General features: G+C 62.2%; 18 protein-coding genes. 3 read left to right on the plus strand and 15 right to left on the minus strand.

Features of this window, described 5'->3' with window-relative positions:
* Positions 1-102: 102 nt before the first annotated feature.
* The gene (locus ABFA30_RS17515; protein WP_253102055.1) at positions 103-999 is read left to right on the plus strand and encodes a LysR substrate-binding domain-containing protein; all 897 of its coding nucleotides are present in this window, start codon (positions 103-105) and stop codon (positions 997-999) included.
* A 33-nt stretch (positions 1,000-1,032) separates the two neighbouring features.
* Here ABFA30_RS17515 and ABFA30_RS17520 read toward each other — a convergent pair whose 3' ends face one another.
* The gene (locus ABFA30_RS17520; protein ID WP_225787363.1) at positions 1,033-2,418 is read right to left on the minus strand and encodes an amino acid permease; all 1,386 of its coding nucleotides are present in this window, start codon (positions 2,416-2,418) and stop codon (positions 1,033-1,035) included.
* A gap of 233 nt (positions 2,419-2,651) precedes the next feature.
* Here ABFA30_RS17520 and ABFA30_RS17525 point away from each other — a divergent pair, with 233 nt between their 5' ends.
* Complete coding sequence (locus ABFA30_RS17525; protein ID WP_253102052.1) at positions 2,652-3,452, plus strand: phytanoyl-CoA dioxygenase family protein; 801 nt, start codon at positions 2,652-2,654, stop codon at positions 3,450-3,452.
* Between the two features lie 622 nt (positions 3,453-4,074).
* Here the strand turns inward: ABFA30_RS17525 and ABFA30_RS17530 are convergent.
* Entirely contained in the window at positions 4,075-4,263 is a 189-nt protein-coding gene (locus ABFA30_RS17530) for a hypothetical protein (protein ID WP_410046051.1), read from the minus strand.
* A gap of 411 nt (positions 4,264-4,674) precedes the next feature.
* On the opposite strand from ABFA30_RS17530, the gene ABFA30_RS17535 reads away from it, so the two are divergent.
* Positions 4,675-5,355, plus strand: coding sequence for an Abi-alpha family protein (locus ABFA30_RS17535; protein ID WP_410045720.1), 681 nt, complete (start codon positions 4,675-4,677; stop codon positions 5,353-5,355).
* 131 nt (positions 5,356-5,486) lie between these two features.
* On the opposite strand, the gene ABFA30_RS17540 is transcribed toward ABFA30_RS17535, so the two are convergent.
* From ABFA30_RS17540 to ABFA30_RS17600, 13 genes are all read right to left on the minus strand, one after another.
* The gene (locus ABFA30_RS17540; RefSeq protein ID WP_410045721.1) at positions 5,487-6,035 is read right to left on the minus strand and encodes a hypothetical protein; all 549 of its coding nucleotides are present in this window, start codon (positions 6,033-6,035) and stop codon (positions 5,487-5,489) included.
* Positions 6,036-6,142: 107 nt separating this feature from the next.
* Positions 6,143-6,700 (minus strand): lysis protein, encoded by a 558-nt coding sequence (locus ABFA30_RS17545; protein ID WP_410045722.1) that lies wholly within the window; start codon positions 6,698-6,700, stop codon positions 6,143-6,145.
* Positions 6,697-7,248 carry a glycoside hydrolase family 19 protein gene (locus ABFA30_RS17550; protein ID WP_410045723.1) on the minus strand — a complete coding sequence of 184 codons (552 nt, stop codon included), beginning with the start codon at positions 7,246-7,248 and terminating at the stop codon, positions 6,697-6,699. Before ABFA30_RS17550 ends, ABFA30_RS17545 begins: the two co-directional genes overlap by 4 nt.
* A gap of 88 nt (positions 7,249-7,336) precedes the next feature.
* Positions 7,337-8,080 (minus strand): hypothetical protein, encoded by a 744-nt coding sequence (locus ABFA30_RS17555; protein WP_410045724.1) that lies wholly within the window; start codon positions 8,078-8,080, stop codon positions 7,337-7,339.
* A 15-nt stretch (positions 8,081-8,095) separates the two neighbouring features.
* The gene (locus tag ABFA30_RS17560) at positions 8,096-9,937 is read right to left on the minus strand and encodes an SGNH/GDSL hydrolase family protein (RefSeq protein WP_410045725.1); all 1,842 of its coding nucleotides are present in this window, start codon (positions 9,935-9,937) and stop codon (positions 8,096-8,098) included.
* Between the two features lie 53 nt (positions 9,938-9,990).
* Entirely contained in the window at positions 9,991-10,887 is an 897-nt protein-coding gene (locus ABFA30_RS17565) for a phage baseplate protein (RefSeq protein ID WP_410045726.1), read from the minus strand.
* Between the two features lie 2 nt (positions 10,888-10,889).
* Positions 10,890-11,531 carry a YmfQ family protein gene (locus tag ABFA30_RS17570; protein WP_410045727.1) on the minus strand — a complete coding sequence of 214 codons (642 nt, stop codon included), beginning with the start codon at positions 11,529-11,531 and terminating at the stop codon, positions 10,890-10,892.
* Positions 11,522-12,565, minus strand: a complete 1,044-nt coding sequence (locus ABFA30_RS17575; RefSeq protein ID WP_410045728.1) for a baseplate J/gp47 family protein — start codon at positions 12,563-12,565, stop codon at positions 11,522-11,524. Before ABFA30_RS17575 ends, ABFA30_RS17570 begins: the two co-directional genes overlap by 10 nt.
* Positions 12,555-12,941: a phage GP46 family protein gene (locus tag ABFA30_RS17580; protein WP_253090936.1), complete on the minus strand. Its 387-nt coding sequence runs from the start codon at positions 12,939-12,941 to the stop codon at positions 12,555-12,557. The genes ABFA30_RS17575 and ABFA30_RS17580 overlap by 11 nt, the downstream gene beginning before the upstream one ends.
* Positions 12,938-13,450, minus strand: a complete 513-nt coding sequence (locus tag ABFA30_RS17585; RefSeq protein ID WP_410045729.1) for a phage baseplate assembly protein V — start codon at positions 13,448-13,450, stop codon at positions 12,938-12,940. The genes ABFA30_RS17580 and ABFA30_RS17585 overlap by 4 nt, the downstream gene beginning before the upstream one ends.
* Positions 13,447-14,556, minus strand: coding sequence for a phage baseplate assembly protein (locus ABFA30_RS17590; protein ID WP_253090934.1), 1,110 nt, complete (start codon positions 14,554-14,556; stop codon positions 13,447-13,449). The genes ABFA30_RS17585 and ABFA30_RS17590 overlap by 4 nt, the downstream gene beginning before the upstream one ends.
* 3 nt (positions 14,557-14,559) lie before the next feature.
* Positions 14,560-15,819 (minus strand): DNA circularization protein, encoded by a 1,260-nt coding sequence (locus ABFA30_RS17595; RefSeq protein ID WP_410045730.1) that lies wholly within the window; start codon positions 15,817-15,819, stop codon positions 14,560-14,562.
* Entirely contained in the window at positions 15,812-17,728 is a 1,917-nt protein-coding gene (locus ABFA30_RS17600; protein WP_410045731.1) for a phage tail tape measure protein, read from the minus strand. Before ABFA30_RS17600 ends, ABFA30_RS17595 begins: the two co-directional genes overlap by 8 nt.
* Positions 17,729-17,828: the final 100 nt, after the last annotated feature.

A 17,828-nucleotide genomic window follows, 5' to 3' on the forward strand; every position in this document is an offset into this window, starting at 1 on the left:
GCAATCCATGCAGGCGATTTCCCGCCTCGCACCCCACAACCGGAGAATTCCCTGTACGCTCGGTACCCGATGCCGTCCCAGGAAGAGAGGACAAGAACAACAATGATCGGCTTTACCTTCCGTCAACTCGAATACTTCGTGGCTACCGCCGAACAAGGCAGCGTCAGCGCCGCAGCGCGAGCCAAGCATATCTCGCAACCCTCGGTGTCGCTGGCGATCTCCCAGCTCGAGGCGATCCTTGGCGAGAAGCTGTTCCTGCGCCAGGCCAGCCGTGGCCTGGAACTGAGCCCGGCGGGGCGCCAGTTGCTCGAGCAGGCCCGCGAGATCCTGGCCATGGCGGCAGGCATAGGTAGCGCCGGAGACGAGCCGCAAGTGCTGCGAGGCAACCTGAGCCTGATCTGCTTCCAGGACCTCGGCCCCTGGTACGCGCCGCGCCTGCTCAGCGGCTTTCGCCAGCGCCACCCGGACGTCGCCATCACCCTGCTCGAGACCGACCTGGCCGGGGTCAACCGGCGCCTGAACGATGGCAAGGCGGAATTGGCGCTGACCTACGACGTGGGCCTCGATCCACAGGTCGAGCGGCGAGTGCTGGCGCAAGTGGCGCCCTACGCCCTGCTACCGGCCGATCATCCCTTGGCCCGCCAGGAGCAGGTGTCGTTGGCCGACCTGGCCGAGGAATGCCTGATTCTCGAAGACATCGCCAGAACCCGCGAGTACTTCCTCTCGCTGTTCTGGGCCCATGACCTGCAACCACGCTCCCAGCAGTTGACCCAGACCTTCGAGATGCAGCGTGGGCTGGTCGCCCATGGCTATGGCGTGGCGTTGTCGTGCACCCGACCGGCGGGAGACCAGAGCTACGATGGCCGGCCACTGGCGTGCCGGCCCTTGCGCGAGGCGGTCAGCCCGCAGTCGGTGGTGCTGGCGCAATCCGGCGCCATGCGCCCCTCGCCTGCGGCCCAGGCATTCCTGCGCTGGGCCAGCGAGCTGTTCGCGATCTAAGGCCTGTATGGCTGATGCCTGCAGGCTACGCCTTCATGCGCTGGCTGGCGCCGGGCGTGGCTGGCGCGCACCCCACAGCCAGTAACCCAGGGACAACAGGGCCAGCCAGCCAAGCCCGACGTACATGGCCATGCGGGTGTCCGGGAACCAGCCCAGCACGACGAAGATGAACAGCATGAACACGATGGCGCAGGCCGGGCCGACCGGCCACAGCGGCACCGGGAAGTCCAGGGCGGCGACCTCTTCGCGGCTCATGCCACGGCGCATGGCCACCTGGGAAAGCAGGATCATCAGCCAGACCCAGACGATGGAGAAGGTCACCACGGCGGCGAGCACCAGGAACAGGTTCTCAGGCACCAGGTAGTTGAGCACCACCCCCAGCAGCAGGGCGACGCCCATCACCAGCACGGTCATCCAGGGCACGCCGAAGCGCGACAGACGGGCGAAACCAGCGGGTGCCTGGCCGTTCTGGGCCATGCCGTACATCATGCGTCCGGCGCTGAAGATATCGCTGTTGATCGCCGACACCGCCGCCGAGATCACCACGATGTTGAGCAGGGTCGCCGCCGACTCGATGCCCAGGCCGCTGAAGATCTGCACGAAGGGGCTGCCTTGGCTGCCGATGTTGGTCCAGGGATAGATGGCCATCAGCACCAGCAGGGTCAACACATAGAACAGCAGGATACGCAGCGGCACCGAATTGATCGCCTTGGGCAGCACACGCTTGGGGTCCTTGGCCTCGCCGGCGGTGATGCCGATCATCTCGACGCCACCGAAGGCGAACATCACCACGGTGAACGAGGCGATCATCCCGCCGACGCCATTGGGGAAGAACCCGCCATGGCTCCACAGGTTGGAAAACCCTGTCACCGCCTCGGCGCCATTGCCCAGCTGGATGCCGAACAGCAGTACCGCGCCGCCGGCCAGGATCATCGCGACGATGGCCGTGACCTTGAGCAACGACAGCCAGAACTCCATCTCGCCGAACACCTTGACGCTGCACAGGTTCAGCGCGCCGATGAAACAGACGATGCCCAGCACCCAGATCCAGCGCGGCGTATCGGGGAACCACAGGCCCATGTAGACACCGAAGGCCGTGACGTCGGCCAGGCACACCACCAGCATGGAGAACGCATAGCTCCAGCCGGTGAGAAAGCCCAGGTAGCGGCCCAGGTACTGGCTGGTGTACAGCCCGAAGGAACCGGACACCGGGTTGCGTACCGCCATTTCGCCGAGGGCACGCATCATCATGTAGATGGCCGCGCCACCGATCAGGTAGGCCAACAGTACCGATGGCCCGGCCAGCTTGATCGCCGACGCCGAGCCGTAGAACAGCCCGGTGCCGATCGCCGACCCCAACGCCATGAAGCGGATATGCCGGGTGCTCAGGCCCCGTCGCAGGTTGTTGTGCTCGTTCATCCCAGGAGCTCCTCATTGTTCTTGTTCTTGGCCGGCAGCGCGGGCTGCCGTGGAAGGCGTCACGCAAGGCCCGGAAACCGCAGGGCGCAGGGCTATTAACCGGCCAATCGGGAGGCAAGACAACAAGGCGGGGCATACAGAATAGCTATAGTGGCGAATAGGAATTCTGTGATTTACCCAGCCCTCTCCGGCACCCGATGCTGGTGCCACGACCACAACGAGAGGGTTGCCCCGTGAATCCCCATATCGAAGATTTCCAGCGTGATGGCGCAGTGATCCTGCGCGGTGTCTTCAAGGACTGGGTCGAACGCCTGCGCGAAGGCTTCGAGCAGAACCTGGCCGAACCCAGCGCCTTCGCCATCGAGAACGTCGACGCCGGCGAGGGCGGACGGTTCTTCGAGGACTACTGCAACTGGCAGCGCATTCCCGCCTTCACGGACTTCGTGATCAACTCCCCCGCGGCAGCGCTGGCCGGCGAACTGATGGGCGCGCAGCAGGTGCAGGTATTCCACGACCACATCCTGGTCAAGGAGCCCGGCACCGCCAAGCCCACCCCTTGGCACCAGGACCTGCCCTACTACTGCGTCGACGGCCTGCAGACCGCCAGTTACTGGATCCCCCTGGACCCGGTCACCCGGCAAAACACCCTGAGCGTGGTGCTCGGCTCGCATCGCTGGCCCAAGCCGGTGCGTCCCAAGCGCTGGGCCAGCAACCAGGACTTCTACGGCGCCACCGATGCCGACGGCCAGAACCTGTTCATGGACATGCCCGACGTGGAGAACGGCGAATACCAGATCCTCTCGCCGGAGCTGGAGCCTGGCGACGCCATCGTCTTCGACTTCCGCACCGTGCACGGCGCAGCGGGCAACGCCGGGACGGGCAGGCGACGGGCGTTCTCCACCCGCTTCCTGGGGGATGACGTGCGCTATGTACAGCGCCCGGGCCGCACCTCGCCGCCCTTCCCCGGTATCGGCCTTACCGATGGCGAGCGCATGCGCGAGGACTGGTTCCCGGTGGTATGGAAGCGAGGCTGAAGTCTGCTACGGGGTCAGGCTGCAGGTGGTGGATGCCAGGTCTGGCCCTACCTGGCGACGAGGATGCTTTTCTCGTTGCCATCCGCCGCCTGATCCTGATTAGGTGCATAAAAGAAATCCCTGTGCGATCGATGCCCCAGCCCAGGCTGAGGCATTCGCTTTCTTGCCAGGCAGATGGACGCACGCCTGGGTTTCCCGTGCTGAAATTGGCGCTCCCGTGGTAACCTCCCTACCCTGCAAGGCAGCGGAGATAATCCCTCCCGCCATCAGCATCATCGTTGCCTGATGAACCGGCTGAACCCATCATCGTGAAGGGCAATATCGCCTTCGATGCAAAGCCCCAAATTTGCCCCACACATTTGAGACAAGCTTCATAAGCCCTTGATGAACAAAGCAATTTCAGATTTTTCCGCACATACCCCGATGATGCAGCAGTAGCATTAAAATTCGAGTGCAGGCCGCCAGACATGCGGCCTACACTATTTCCACGTCTAATACTTTTTCTCAAGTTTCGTCCGTTTTCGCCCAGTAATGGCAAGGGCCATCAGCGCTGTTTTAGACGCCTCCCCCGACACTCTGCCAACCTTCAATCCCGCCCCCGAAAACAATGTCTAGCCGCAATCTAGTGGCGAACCAAATCCTGATGCCCCAGCGCGTACAACTGATAGTCCGTCACGGCCTGATACAGCGACTCTGCCAGCAGCCGTAGGCGCTCGACCTCCTCCGACGCCGCACCAGAGTCCTCGGCTTCGTGATACCGACGCAACGCATCGATCGCCTGCTGCATTAGCGGTTCGCCGGCGAGAATCATTCCTTCCAAGGTGCGCTTCACGGGTGACTGCTCCGTCCAGACGGTCTGGGGAGTATAGGCTGCGGCATGCGCTCTCAGCGGCCTAAGCTGCTCTCATGCCTAATCAGCTACCGGTGCAGCCACCCCCAACACCACCCGCCTCCTAACGTCCTACGAAACCTCTCCCCCGTGATGGATTGGACATAGCTTCCTCGCAGGCCATTATTTACAAGGGCTGCAGCCGACGGCTTTAATTACTAGTACCACTTTTGTACCAATCGAGACACCGTCATTGCAGGATTCTGCTCGGGAGACCTACACTCCACTCTGATCAAGCAACAGCCGCTAGCCCTTTCAGGGCATTGCTTGAATTCTGACCTGAACCTCTACGCCCGCGGCTGATATCAACCCCTCCGAAGGCACGGGATACCTATGGACGAACAAGCCAAAGCATTGCAAGAGGTTGCAAAGACAACCAGTCAGGCTATCGAGGCCGCTCGGGAAGTAGGAGGTTTTATCTCAAAGTTCATTTCCGGCTCTCTTGAGCAAGGACTTGGAATTTTTGAAGACAAATTAAAATACCTTCGCTGGGAGCGCTCCATTCGATTAGCGCAAAGGGCCGAGGAACTAATGGCCCAAGCGGGGCTTACAACTCCCAGCCGTCCTGTTCCTCTGAAGCTCATGCTCCCGTTGCTGCAGGGAGCCACACTGGAGGAAGACGACGATATCCAAGATCGGTGGGCCGCGCTGCTCGTGAATGCAGCAAACGAAAACTTCGATGGCGAGATACGACGCTCCTATACAGTGATACTAGAGCAGCTGACTAGTCTTGATGCTCGCGTGCTAGACGCAATTTACTCACTATCCTTCGAGGACAGTCAACACACGGGCGTAATTACAAGCGACCTACCTGATCAAGCGCGAATAGCAGAGGACTCCACAACAGAGTCTGCCCCTCCCGGACGAGAGGTACTGCTATCTCTCAGTAATCTCGCTCGCTTGGGCTGCATAACTCCAGCACTCACCTGGGGTGGCGGGGAAAGTTATAATCGAATAAATCCAACCATAGCAGGAAAGGCATTTGTGGACGCCTGCCGCATATCCCCTCTGTAGACCATGCACAGGCTAAGCCTAGGGCAGATGAACTGCACACCCCGATTGTGCTGCAGCAAGAACGAGAAAATGCGCCCAAGCCCTATAAATATAGGGCTTGGGCGCTTCTGGAATTCAACTGAGTGACTGATCTATTGCGGGTTGAACTTCAGCGCCAAAAGCTGCCAACTGCGCGGATCCGCATCACTCCCAGACTTGTATTGAATCGTGCAATCGTACCAATTGCGCAACTGGGCGCCATAAGAATTTTGTGCGTCCACATAGGAGCGGACCAAATACTTCTGATCACCCAGCGACCTAGTACCACCCGCCGCTTTATCCCATGGAAAATCCGCACTCTTGGGCGCCTTTAGCGATTGCTCAACGTAGTTTCCGCAGATGATAGCCGCCACGTCTGATCGGTCCTTGTTCTTCTCAGCCTCAGCCCTTTCTACCTCCCGCCTGGCCTTTTCGGCTGCATCTTGCTCATCGCGAAGACGCTGCGCCTCGACTCGAGCCTGGAGTTGCTCAGCACTAGGCTCCGGCATTAACACCCCAGCAAACACCGCAAATGCCACAAACCCAGCAATCGCGCCCACCAGGTTCGCAGCGAATAGACCCATCTTCTTTCTACGTCGCACGATCAGTACCCAGACGCCAATCCACAGCGCAAAGCCGACCAGCGAAATTACTCCTTCCACTTCAATTGCTCCTTTGTCGAAAGTGGCAAAATGCTACCGCAACAAGATGGCTCACAGGAAGGATGGCCGGGCTGGATGTTGGCGCATCCACCCGGCTCGCCTCTTTATTACTTGGTGACTTCACGCACGTAGGCCTGGCAGGCCTGCAATGCGATCAGCCCCCGGTCGCCTTCGTCGGTGATGGCGACAATTCGTTGAGCATGCGCTCGGTCAAGTTCGGCACGTACGGCTCCATGAACCAGGCTTCCGGCGCCGGTGGCTTCTCGCAGCCCACCGTCACAACCCTGGGCGACAAGGGATCCGGCGTCGAGAAGGACTGACAGCCGCAGGTCAGCAGTAGCAAGCCTGTCACGCAAGCGAGCCTGAGTTTGTTGAGCATCGTTCATCTCCTTCCAGTGTGCCTGGTTCTGTTCCTGCAGGCGGGCTTCCAGGGCGCGACGGGCGCCCTGCTGTTCTGCCAGCTGATCGAGCGCCGCCGCAGCGGCCTCCTCACGCTCACGGCTGTGATCGCGGTCCTTTGCCGCCAGCTGGCGGCCGTAGTCCGCCGCCTGGTCGGCGAGCTGCTTGCCGTAGGTGTTGGCCTGCCACAACCAGGCGCCACGCCCACCCAGGGCCAAGCCCAGCAGCAGCGCCAGGCAGGCCAGACGCCAATCCAGCGCCCTCACTGCAGCACCTGTAGCGCTCGCTGGTAGAGCGCCTTGCGATCCTCCAGGCCGTTGGTACCGCCATTGATGCGCTTCGTGATGGCCAGGAAGTCGGCCTTGTCGGCCAAGCTGTTGAGGCCGTTCTTGTGCCAGTACCAGCCAGCCGACATCGCGGCGTACACCGGGTGCTCGAGCAGCTCAGGCGTGCTGAGCAGGCGACTGTCACCGAACAGCGCTTCGCTGCAGGCTTCGTAGTTGGCCCGCCCAGTGACCTGGATCAGGCCGCGACCTCGATACTTCTGACCATCACCGTCGGCCTCGGGCGTGTTGCCCAGGCGCTGGGCCAGGCGGCCGGTGTCGTACTTCGACAGGTACTTGTCGTTGCCCAGCTCACGCACGTACAGGAGCTGGCCCGACTCATGGCCGACCTGGGCAATGAACGCTGCCATCCGCAAGCGAGTGACGATGCCGTACTTGCCCATCGCAGCGTTGAGGCCAGGAACAAAAACGCCGGCTTGGCGGCCGGCGTTGGGAAGGATCTGCTGCAGCTGTTGAATCGTGATAGACATGCTTGCTCCGATTAAAGAGCCCGCATCACAGGAAATGCGGGCACAAAAAAGCCGCTCTAGGCGGCCCGGGGTGGCACGTGACCGAGGATCACACGGCAATGTTGAGTCGAGCCATGCGCCGACGCATCAACGCCGCTACCTGAGCCAACTCGTCATCAGTCAGCGCAACTGAGTAGATCGCCACCGCCGAGATATCAACCTCACCCGCATAGCCGGTGGTGGCGCTACCAATACGAAACAGCGTGTCAGCAAGGACGCGTCCCCGATTGTTAGCGCCGTTGAATACAGAATTCTTGGTGAAGTTCAAATTCTGGTTGAACTCACCAGACTTCGCCCGAAGCGCACGAATAGCCCAGTTGGTCGCGAAATCACTAGTGTCCGTCACAGGTGATGAAGTTTGCCCGCCAGCGGCATTATCACGGGTGGCGGCAGCCACCATTCGCGAGCTGACGGCATACACGCTTGCACCGTAGGAGTTACCCGTATAACCCGGCGTTGCCGCGTTACCGATGTAGTTGCTGACCAACATCACACCATCGGCCGTATCGGTTGGCTCCACAACAGCACGCCCCACAGTAATAATGGTCAACTCATCGGAGTCAGGCACCTTGGTTTTGAGATAGTTAGTCAAGCCCTTGAAGCGACCATGGGTCGGGTACGCCACCGGAGCACCGACCATTTCGGCATCAGCTTTGCCGATGGCGCGGTTGAAGGTGAAGCGCGAAGCATCGGTGTCGAAGGTGAACCAGGCTTCGAGACCACGTGTCACCGGCGGAACAACCTTAGTGTTCCAGGGAGCGATAGCGTCATTTGCAATCAGTTTCAGGCCCATAACTGTATTCCTTGTTCAGATGAGGTTGAGTGCTGCCGCCGCCACATAAGGAGCGAAGGCTTTGTAGAGATTGATGCGCGCTGCACCGATGGGATGAATGGCGTCGCTCCAATTGATATCGCGGAAACCATCAAGACCCGTCTGGCCGGCCGGATAGGCATAGCCGCCTTCAGGATCGGTCATGGCCCAGAGTGGCGCGATGACCAACTTGCTATCGCCACGGTCAGCTGCGGACTGCTGGATGGCCCGCAACATGGGCAAGTACTTCCGAAGCCACTGCTCGTTGCGGAAGCTCTCGTAGGCAGTACCCGGGAACGTTCGAATGATCTTTGCGTTTGGCCAGGCCGAACGAATCTGGTTGTGCATTAACGTGTCGTTGGCGAGTACAACGTCATAAATCGAACCGGCTGCACGGTCGCGCACGTCATTGGTCCCCAACGCATTGATGACGATGTCAGGCGTCGGCAATGCAAAACGCGCCTGGTAGAAAGCAGGGTCGAACACATAGCCATTACGGACGATATCTGCAGAGTCTGACTCCACGGCCGCACGCAGGAATGGATTGCGTGGCCACTTATCAGGCTTCGACATGCTCTGGTAGGCGGCCTCTTCTCCAGGCTGAACCACAATGACTCGGTCAGTGATGGCATTGGTGAAGTCACCCGTTTCCCAGCCCTCCCGCGCCTCGCCCAGTTCACCGCTGGTGTCATTGGCAGTATTGGACTTCGCCGAGCCCGGCAGGGTACCAATAAAGGTGGGTGCGAAGCCGAGCAGCTCCAGGAACTGCCTCAAGAACTGTCCGCCCTGACGGTTTGCGATACTGTCACCAATGATCAAAATCTTGACCGGCACCACCGGGTTCTGGACCGGGACATTGACCAGCTTCAACGGCATGATCCTGGACGTGCTGTCGACGCTCCGCTCCCGCAGCTTGAGCACGGCTGCAGCCCCGAAACGGGCAGCGCTCAACTTGAGACACTCGCCGGACTCAATCGCATCGGTGGTCGTACTGGCCACATTGGCCAGCACCTCATCAGCACGCGTACGCTCAGGAATCATGTTTCGCACGTAAACGGGCGTATCGTAGATCTCAGCGGTTGCGATGGTTGGCGCAAACATCAACCCGCTGGCAAATGGTGACAAGGGCTGCTCCGAGGCCTCCCCGGCTTGCTCCAGAAGACTGGGCATCAGCAGCGCCCCTTCTCCATCCACCGAAAACAAGCCAGGAAGGTCAGTGGCTTGAATCTCAAGCGGGCCGACAATGGTTCGCCGATCATCCGAATACAGGGTTACCGCCCCTTCACCATCACCGATCACCGTGGCATTGCTGTCACCCCGAATATCGAACGCCGGAGTGCTAAACCGTTTGTCGGTTAACTCCACCATCCGCGCTTCTTGATCACCATCCGCGATGAACAACAACTCTTGCTCGACCGCAGTGGTGACCACTTGCGACAGCATCTTGCCGATAGCATCCAGGGCCTGAACAGACGGATAGGTCTTGATCAGCAAGGCTGTTCCGTTGCTGTTACGGTACAGGTTGATGTACTGGGTGCTTTGCTCGGATGGCACACTGAAGTAGCCGCCATTGACCGACGCGGCGAGCCCCTGGGCGATCGTTGCGTACACCATGGCACCAGCCATCTGGACAGCAACATCCTCGAGTGCAGCGGCTACCTTTTTCTGCGACAGCACCGCCTGCTTAGCCAGTGAGGGCACCAAGCCCGACTCAGTTAGCACATCGGTTTGCTCATCGCCGTGGGCAACCTGATGCTGGATAGCTGCAACAGCTGTGGCTTTCGCCGCCGCTTCCGACAACTGGCCAGCGTAGGCCTCCATCGATACAACGTCTGTCATTCATGCCTCCCAGGCACAAAAAACCCGCCGAAGCGGGTTGGTGTTGGAATAGGTCACGCGGTACGCCGCCACATGTGCACAGCTAGATAGGGCGGCATGTTGTTGTGCGCCTGACTACCGCCGGTCGATCCTGATGGCGGGTTGGTCGCCACCTGGCTAGTCATGTCATCACCAGAGGTGTATTCACCCGACGGCCCGGCGGTGACGCCTTGCGGGACGGTATGGTCGTGCTCCGGCATTTCGGCAATGGTCAATACATGGCCGTACTCACCGCCGGTGCTGCCGAGGGCAAACGCCCTTTCCTCGCCTCGGGCATCAGTCCCGCTACCGGCACTAATCAGCATGCGACCAGTCCCCAAGGCCGCCCAGGTGCCGAATCCCAGCAGCGTGGCCGGGTTGGTGGCAACGCTCGCGTTCATGTAGATCGAACCCACGGGGTACACCACTGCCAGCATCGAGGGCTTGTTGCCAGTGTGGTATGGCGCATGAGCGCCATCGATGACCAGGCTGCCATCGCCTCTCAGGCGCAGCACCTCCGCACCATCGACCACCAGCACCAGGGCCGAGCCGTCTGCGTCGGTCCCACCGACAGCGTACAAGCCCGTATCACCGTCACCGGAAAAGCCATAGCCGACCTCGCTGGCATTGCCGGCTGCCGGCAACCCCTTGGCCGTTCGTACGCCTTTGGTGGCCCGGAGAAGGCCCGTCAAGGTACCGCCCGACAAGGGCAGGTATGCCCCGATCATCTTGACGATCGCCTGTTTGAGCTGGTCTTCCTGCTCGGCATCCAGCTCGATGCCCGCCGCCAGAACAACATGGGCAATCTCTTCCTGGACCATGTTCAGCCACTCGGCCTTGAGCGGTGTCGGCGGCACACCACCGACAACACTGCCGTAGCGAAAGCGGCCAAGCGCTGCGACCAGGTCCGTCCAGCTTGAAATACGCTGCATAACTAATCCCCGAGGCCGGCCACAGCGGCCGGCATCACGTAATGAACCGCATGGAAAAATTGATCGATGTTGGCGGCGATTCCCTCCAACTCGGCGCGCCCGAAGCCGATCTCAACGTCGGTGTATTCCGGTGCTTCCAGGCGCAGGCGGCACTCCATGGCAGCCGCCTCGGGCGTGCCGTAGGCATCCAAGGGGGCCGACGCCAGCCATGCCCAAGACCACCCGGAGCCATAGAGAAAATCGCCGGTGACGGTCGGCCCTACCCTTGCGGGACGGAACTCCTCGATCGTTACCGTCACGCCGGCCTGCGCGGCCAACCGACGGTAATAGGCCACCTGCGGCGCGCCCGAGGCAGTCAGCTTGTCCAACACGGCCTGCCGGCGCTGGGCCAGGGTTTGCGAGCCCGGCACGGTGCAGGCATCTGGCAAGCCTAGATAGTCCTCCCAGTCAGTCAGCAGCGCGCTGACCGTCGCCGGGTTCATCTCCAGTTGCAGACCATCCAGGGCCTGGTCGACCCGGGCCAGTTCGGGCGCCAGGCTGGCCAGCAGCTGCGCCCAGTCCGCCTGCAGCTCAGGGTCGAATGCTGGACCTGGCGGCAGCAGATCGCGCAAACCCTCGCGGTAATCGTCCTCAGTCATAGCCATGTGATTCCCCCCAGCACAGCCACCTGGTTGGCCGCCACCACCACATCCTCGGTCGGCGCATCCAGCCGGTGGTCGGTCTCACCCGGCGCGTTGCTGATCGCCGCACGGATGTGACTCAACGGAATGACAGAATCAGAACCGCCTTCGTCGCTGATCAGGCCCGCCAGGGCTTTCCCCACGGCCTGGCGCACGGCCGTAGTGTCCGGGGTCAGTTTGATGCGCAGGTCCACAGCAAGGCGCTGCGCAGCGAACACATAGACCTCGCTGGTCACCGGCCGCTTGCGCTCCAGGTAGGCTTGCACCTCGGTCACCTTCGCGGCGCTCGGGAAGATGTCGGCGTCACCGTCACAGACGAAGGTCAGACCGAACGTGCCCGGGCCCATCCATCGCGGCAGCGCCCAGGCTCGGGTCACACCCGGCACCTCCAACGCCCACTCCACGAAATCGGCCGCGTTACCCACCTTGCTTGGGTTCTTGAAGGCCGCCCGCACCCTCGCACGCAGCGCCTCGATCTCCTCTTGATCGGTGCCGCCGACAATGCCGTCGGCGCCGATGGTGGCGGTGGGGTTCACCCCCAGGACTGGCTTGACCGCAGTCAACTGCCCGCCTTCAATGTTGCCGCTCGGCCCCGCCATTTCCGCCACCAGCTGCAGCTGGGCAGCGCCATCAACCAGCGTGGCGCCCACCTTGACCACATAGCGGCGACCATCACCGGCTTGGTATACCGTCCCGGCATCTACCAGGAAGCCGCTGGACCCGGTGACCGTGGCCACACCAGTGGCAGCCACGGCAGGCTTGCGGCCGTCTTCCAGGCGCCAATCCGCCCAGCGCAACAGCTGCTCTTCATCGCAGGTGGCCGGGTGTGCCTGCTTGGCCACCCAGCTCTGATAACCGAACAGCTGGAACACCGCCCCGCTGAGCGCACGAGCGGCAACCTTGGCGTCCGAGCGACGCAACGCATCCGGAGCGTTGCGTTCGAAGTCGGCCTCGGTGCGCGTGATCAGCGCCGGTAACGTCGGGATTTCATATGGCATTGATCAAGCTCCACGTATCTTCAAACGCCAGCTGCAGGGTTTCGCCGTTGGCCTCAGTCAGCAGTACCTGCAGGTTGACCCGCTCGTTGCCTTGCCGCTCGACCGTTACCGTAACGGAGGTAACAATCTCGTCGTCGGTCAGCCAGCGCAGTGCCTCCTCTGCATATTCCCGGGCATCGCGCAGCGTGCTCGGGGTAATCGAGCGCCGCCGCAGTAACCACAGCCGGGAGCCGATCTGATCGCCTGCCACGGTCGGCGCACAATCCCCCCACCAACCCTGGCGGTCGGCATCATCGACCGGATCGTCAGCACCGGCCCGCCGCCAACTGAACAGGCTGATGGTCACAGCCCGGCGCAACAGGGCCTCACGACTCATCCAGCACCCCCCACCGGCTTGTTGCTGCTGGCCTCGCCACGCATCACGCCATCATGCACATGCTCGATCTGGCTGATGCCGGCGGCCACCTGATCGCCGACCGACTCGATGCGACCGTTGGTGCGGATCACCGGTGTGTTGAACTCCACAGCCGCTTCGGCGTTGACCTTGAACGTGGCCGTGTCGACCTCGACCACCCGGCCGCGTTTGAAGTGCAGCCGATCGCCTTCGTCGGTGTACAAGGCCACTTCGCCCGGCTTGAGGCTCTGCAGGCGAAAACGGCGGTCAGACACCATGATCACCACCCCGTGACTGCGATCGCCGATAAACCCGGCCAGGGCCTCGGCGCCGTCCTTGGGGCAGGAGGTGAAGCCGTAGGGCTCCAGGTGCTCCACGTCGTCTTTCACCTCGCCAGCCGTGATACGCAACTGCAGGCTCTGCAGCTTGCGCGCCGAGTTGGCCAGCACCACCACACCACGGGCCAGCACGCCCGCTATTGGATTTCTCATGGTTTGTAGTCCGCTGGAATGAGGTATTCGAAGTTGTCTGTTTTCTTGCCTTTCTTGAGCTTGCGCCGCTCGTAAGCGTCGTTCGGCTCGGGCAGGAAGCCGTCAGGCGGGGCTACGGTCATCCGGGTCAAGGTGCCCTCCTCGCCCAGCTCGTAACTGATCTCGCTGATCAGCATGTCGCGATCCAGGCCGATCAGCGGATCCACCACGCGCACAATCATGTTGTGCCGCCACAGCTCGCCGCTGCTCTGCCGCCAGCCTTGCACCACGTAGTTGATTGCCAGGGCGCGACTGATGGCGTTGGCCCGCTCCCACTCCACGCGATCACGCGCCATCTTGGTGGTCATCTGGCCCGACTGGTGAATCACCTTGACTCGCCGGCGCGTCACCCGCTCATCCTTCACGCTGGCCTGCACTTCAGTCGCGGCCGTACCGAATGAGTCGTCGGTACCACTGCGCTGACCGCGGCTGATGTACTCGGAAAACACGTTGGAGAAGTCCAGGGCGGTATCCCCGTCGAGGATGTTCTTGCCCAGCTCCAGCTTGTCCACCGCACGCCCCGCCGTGCCCGGACTGGCGATGACCAGGCGACCGCTGCCGTCATCGGTACTGAACAGCCGCGAAAGGGTCAGCAACCGGTCGATACTCTCGAAAGCGGTTTCGCCCGGCTCGATGGTGTGATCGTCGAGCCCCAGGGTGATAGCGGCCTCATTGACGACCTTGATTCCGTACTCACCTGCCAGAGCCTCCACGATCTTCTGCACACTCTGGCCGCGCCATTGCCCCGGCGAATTGATCGCCGCACAGTCCACCAGGTCAGCCGTTTTCGAACGACCGGCAATGCTCAAGGTGATCGACCTGGCGTCGTAGCGGATCGGCGTACTGAACACGTAACCGGTCAGCAGCAGGTCACGCCCTATCCACACCTCGACCAAGTCGCCCTGGCGGATCCGCACTGGCACATCACCGCCGCCCGGCCACTTCCAAGTGATCGACACACTGAAATCCCGCGCCTGCCGCTCGAGGCCCGCGCTGATACTGACGTCTTTCCAACCGGCGTAGTCGTGCCCGCCAGCGCTCAGGGTGACGGTATTATCTGGCTCCATGGCTTAACTCTTGGCGACTTGCAGTTCAGTGGCGGGCACGAAGCCCGGGTGGCGAATCGCATTGCGCGAGACGATCTCGGCGCTGCGCAGTGCGTCGCCGTACAGCCGGTGCGCCAGAACCAGCGACGAGACCGTGGTCCGTGGCTGATAGGGACGCAGCCAGACACCGCTACGCGCCACCTCGGTCAGGTGTCGATCCAGGGCCAAGCGGGCATCACTGAGCACGCCGAAGTGCTCCGGCAGGCTATCCCCCGCAATGGCCCACATCGCTTCGCTGATGGCGTCACGGAGCGCCAGAATGTCATCAGCCACTGGCACTCCGGTATCCATGACGCTACCCGCCTCGACGGTTGAACCATCCTGCTCGAGCTGGACGCTCAGCGCAGCCGGCTGATCAACGCTTTGCACGCTGGCCACCGGGACTTCCACCATGTCCAGCAGCAAGTCCACCAGGGCTGCGTCCTGGACCAAGCCGATGACGGCCGCCTGGATCGCCGCGACTTCTGGATCATCAGCAACCGGCGGCTCGGCCGACAGCGCGGAAATGGCCCGTGCCCTGGAGCGTGACGACTGCAGCGAACCACTGGACCCGTAGCCGCTGAACCAGCGCTCCACGCTGGCTATGTCACTCAGCAGGCTGGCTGCCAAGGCGCCTGGAGCGTTGATGACCGATTGCACCAGGGCGCCGAGGTCACCGGCCAGCGAGGTCAGCGGCTTGAGGAAGTTGATAGCGAAGGCATAGGCGCTGGAAAGGGCCCGGCGCACGGCATTGACCCGCTGCCGGGCCAGGTCCACCTTCGCCATTGCTGCATCAAAGCGCGCCTTGGCCGACTCCAGCAGCGTCGGTACATGGGCCGCCAGTTGCCGCCGGGTGTTCACCCGCTGCACTGGGAACATCAGCATGCCGTCGATGAACGTCAGGTTGAAACGCACCATCCCAAGCTCGTTTCGGGCATGCGCGATGTCGCAATCACCGGCGGTCACCGTCAGACGGCCGAACCAGGGGTGCACCAGCTCGCCCGGGCCGGGCTGGTCCAGCGCAGCCAGCAGGCGGTCGCGCTGGCTGATGAAGTCAGCGCCAATGATGAAGCCGACAAACTTGTACTCACGCGTGCGCCGGCCCATGTCTTCGACCAGAGGCTGGTCCCGCTTGGGGTATTCGTGCAACTGGGTACGCCGGCCAACCGGCACACTGTCGCTGTCCACCCAGAACGGCACGCCGCGAAACGATGCTTCGCGGCGCAGATCGCGCCATTCACTCATTGGTACCTCCCATTGTCCTGCGACCAACCTTCGGCGTCATCGTGACGCCGGGCTGGCTGCTCTTCGTCGACTCCACCCGCAGGCCCGGCGGCGGGTTGTCGAAGGTGAAACGCATCTCGCCCTCTAGCTGGGCCTTGCTGGCCAACGCCGACTGGCGCAGCAAGGCCCCCGGCTCCGGCAACTGCCCCGGCGCCTGCAACAGCGTGCCCGGGTTGATGCCGAACTGCCTCGCGTTGTGCTCTTGCCGGTTCCGCGCCGCCGTGCCGGCCCCGGCCAGCACCAGTTCACCGCTACCGCCACCGGCGCCGGCGTTACGCTGCCGCTGTTCCTCTGCCATGCGCTGCACGCGCCCGGTCAGGCCTTCGCCCTCCTCACCGCCGAACAGCTTGAGGATCGGTTGCAGGTAAGGGCTGACCCGCTCCCACAGGTTCTTGAACCAGCCGACGATGGGCTCCCAGTTCTTGACGATCTGCACCAACGGGTTCCAGGCGAACAGGCTCTTCATGAACTCCATGAAAGGCGTGCTATAGGCCTTGATCAGTTCCCACAGAGCACTGAAGAACGGCCCGACCTTCTCCCAGTTGGCGACGATAAGGCCGGCCGCAGCAGCGATGCCGACGGCGATCAGGCCCACCGGGGTTGCCGCGAAGGCCACACCCAGTACTCGGGTCGCCACCGTGGCGGCAAACACCGCTGCGCGCAGGGCGGTAAAGGCCGCCCCGGCGATGACGATGCCGCGTACCAGGTGCGGGTTGTCGCTGATCATCTGCGCCACCTGGGAGATCCAAGGACGCAGCTGATCGAGCACCGCGTTGATACCTGGCAGCAGGGCATTGCCGATGGCACGACCCACGCTGTCGACCCCGTTACGCAATAGCTGCAGATTGTTGGCCGTGGTGGCCGCCCGAGCGGCGTATTCCTGTTCCATGGAGCCGGCAAACTTACGGCTATCACTGACCTTGTCCAGGTTGCTGCGCAACAGTTCCAGGTTGGTCAGCAGCGGGGTGATAGCCCCGATGGACTCGGTGCCGAACAGCTCGGCCAACAGCGCCGGCCGCTTCGCCGCATCGACCTGGGCGATACGCTTGAGCAGATCCAGGGTCGTGCCCTGGGCGTCTTTCTGCATGTTTTCGGCGACCGTCTTGGCATCCAGGCGCAGCGACTTGTAGGCCTGCGCCTGGGCCTTGGTGGCCGCTGTGCCCTTGGTCAGGGCCAGCATGAAGTTCTTGATGCCAGTGGCCGCCACATCCTGCTTGACGCCCACACCGGCCATGGTCGCGCCGATAGCCGCAATCTGCGCCGAAGACAGACCGGCGACCTCGCCCAAGGCACCGACCTCGGTCACGATGCCGGAAATCTGCTTGGTGTTGGCCGGGCCCGTGTTGCCCAGGTAGTTGATGCGGTCGGCCAGGCCGACCACTTCATCTTGGCTCATACGGAACGCCGTACGCCACTTGGCCATCATTTCGCCGCTTTCGTCGGCGGTCTGGTCAAAGGCAATACCCATTTTCACTGCAGCCTCGGCAAAGCCCAGCAGCTCATCCTTGGCAATACCCGACTGGCCACCGGCCGCAACGATCTTGGCGATATCCGTCGCCGCCATCGGCAGCCGTTCGGACAGGCGCCCGATGTCGTCGCCCATCTCCTTGAACTGCTGTGGCGTGTCGAAGTCCACCACCTTGCGCACGTCGGCCATCTGCGACTCGAAGTCGATGGCCGCCCGAGCACCGGCAATGAAGGGAGCCGCCATAGCCCCGCCGGTGACAATGTCGCTCCAGCCGATCTTGCCGAGGCCAGTGCTTTCCAGGCTCTTGCGGAAGGTCGCAATGTTCTTGCGTACCCCACGTAGCGTCGGTGACAGCTTATCGACACCGGTGATCAGCGCCTTGAGCTGAAACTTGTCAGCCATCCTCCCCCCTCAGCGTTTCCGCGATGCGCTGGCTGTGCATGGTGGCTTCCAGAATGACGTCCAAAGTCCGACCCATTACCTGCTCGGGATCGGACTTCCA

The organism is Pseudomonas sp. HLMP (assembly GCF_046365545.1).
GTDB lineage: Bacteria > Pseudomonadota > Gammaproteobacteria > Pseudomonadales > Pseudomonadaceae > Aquipseudomonas > Aquipseudomonas guariconensis_B.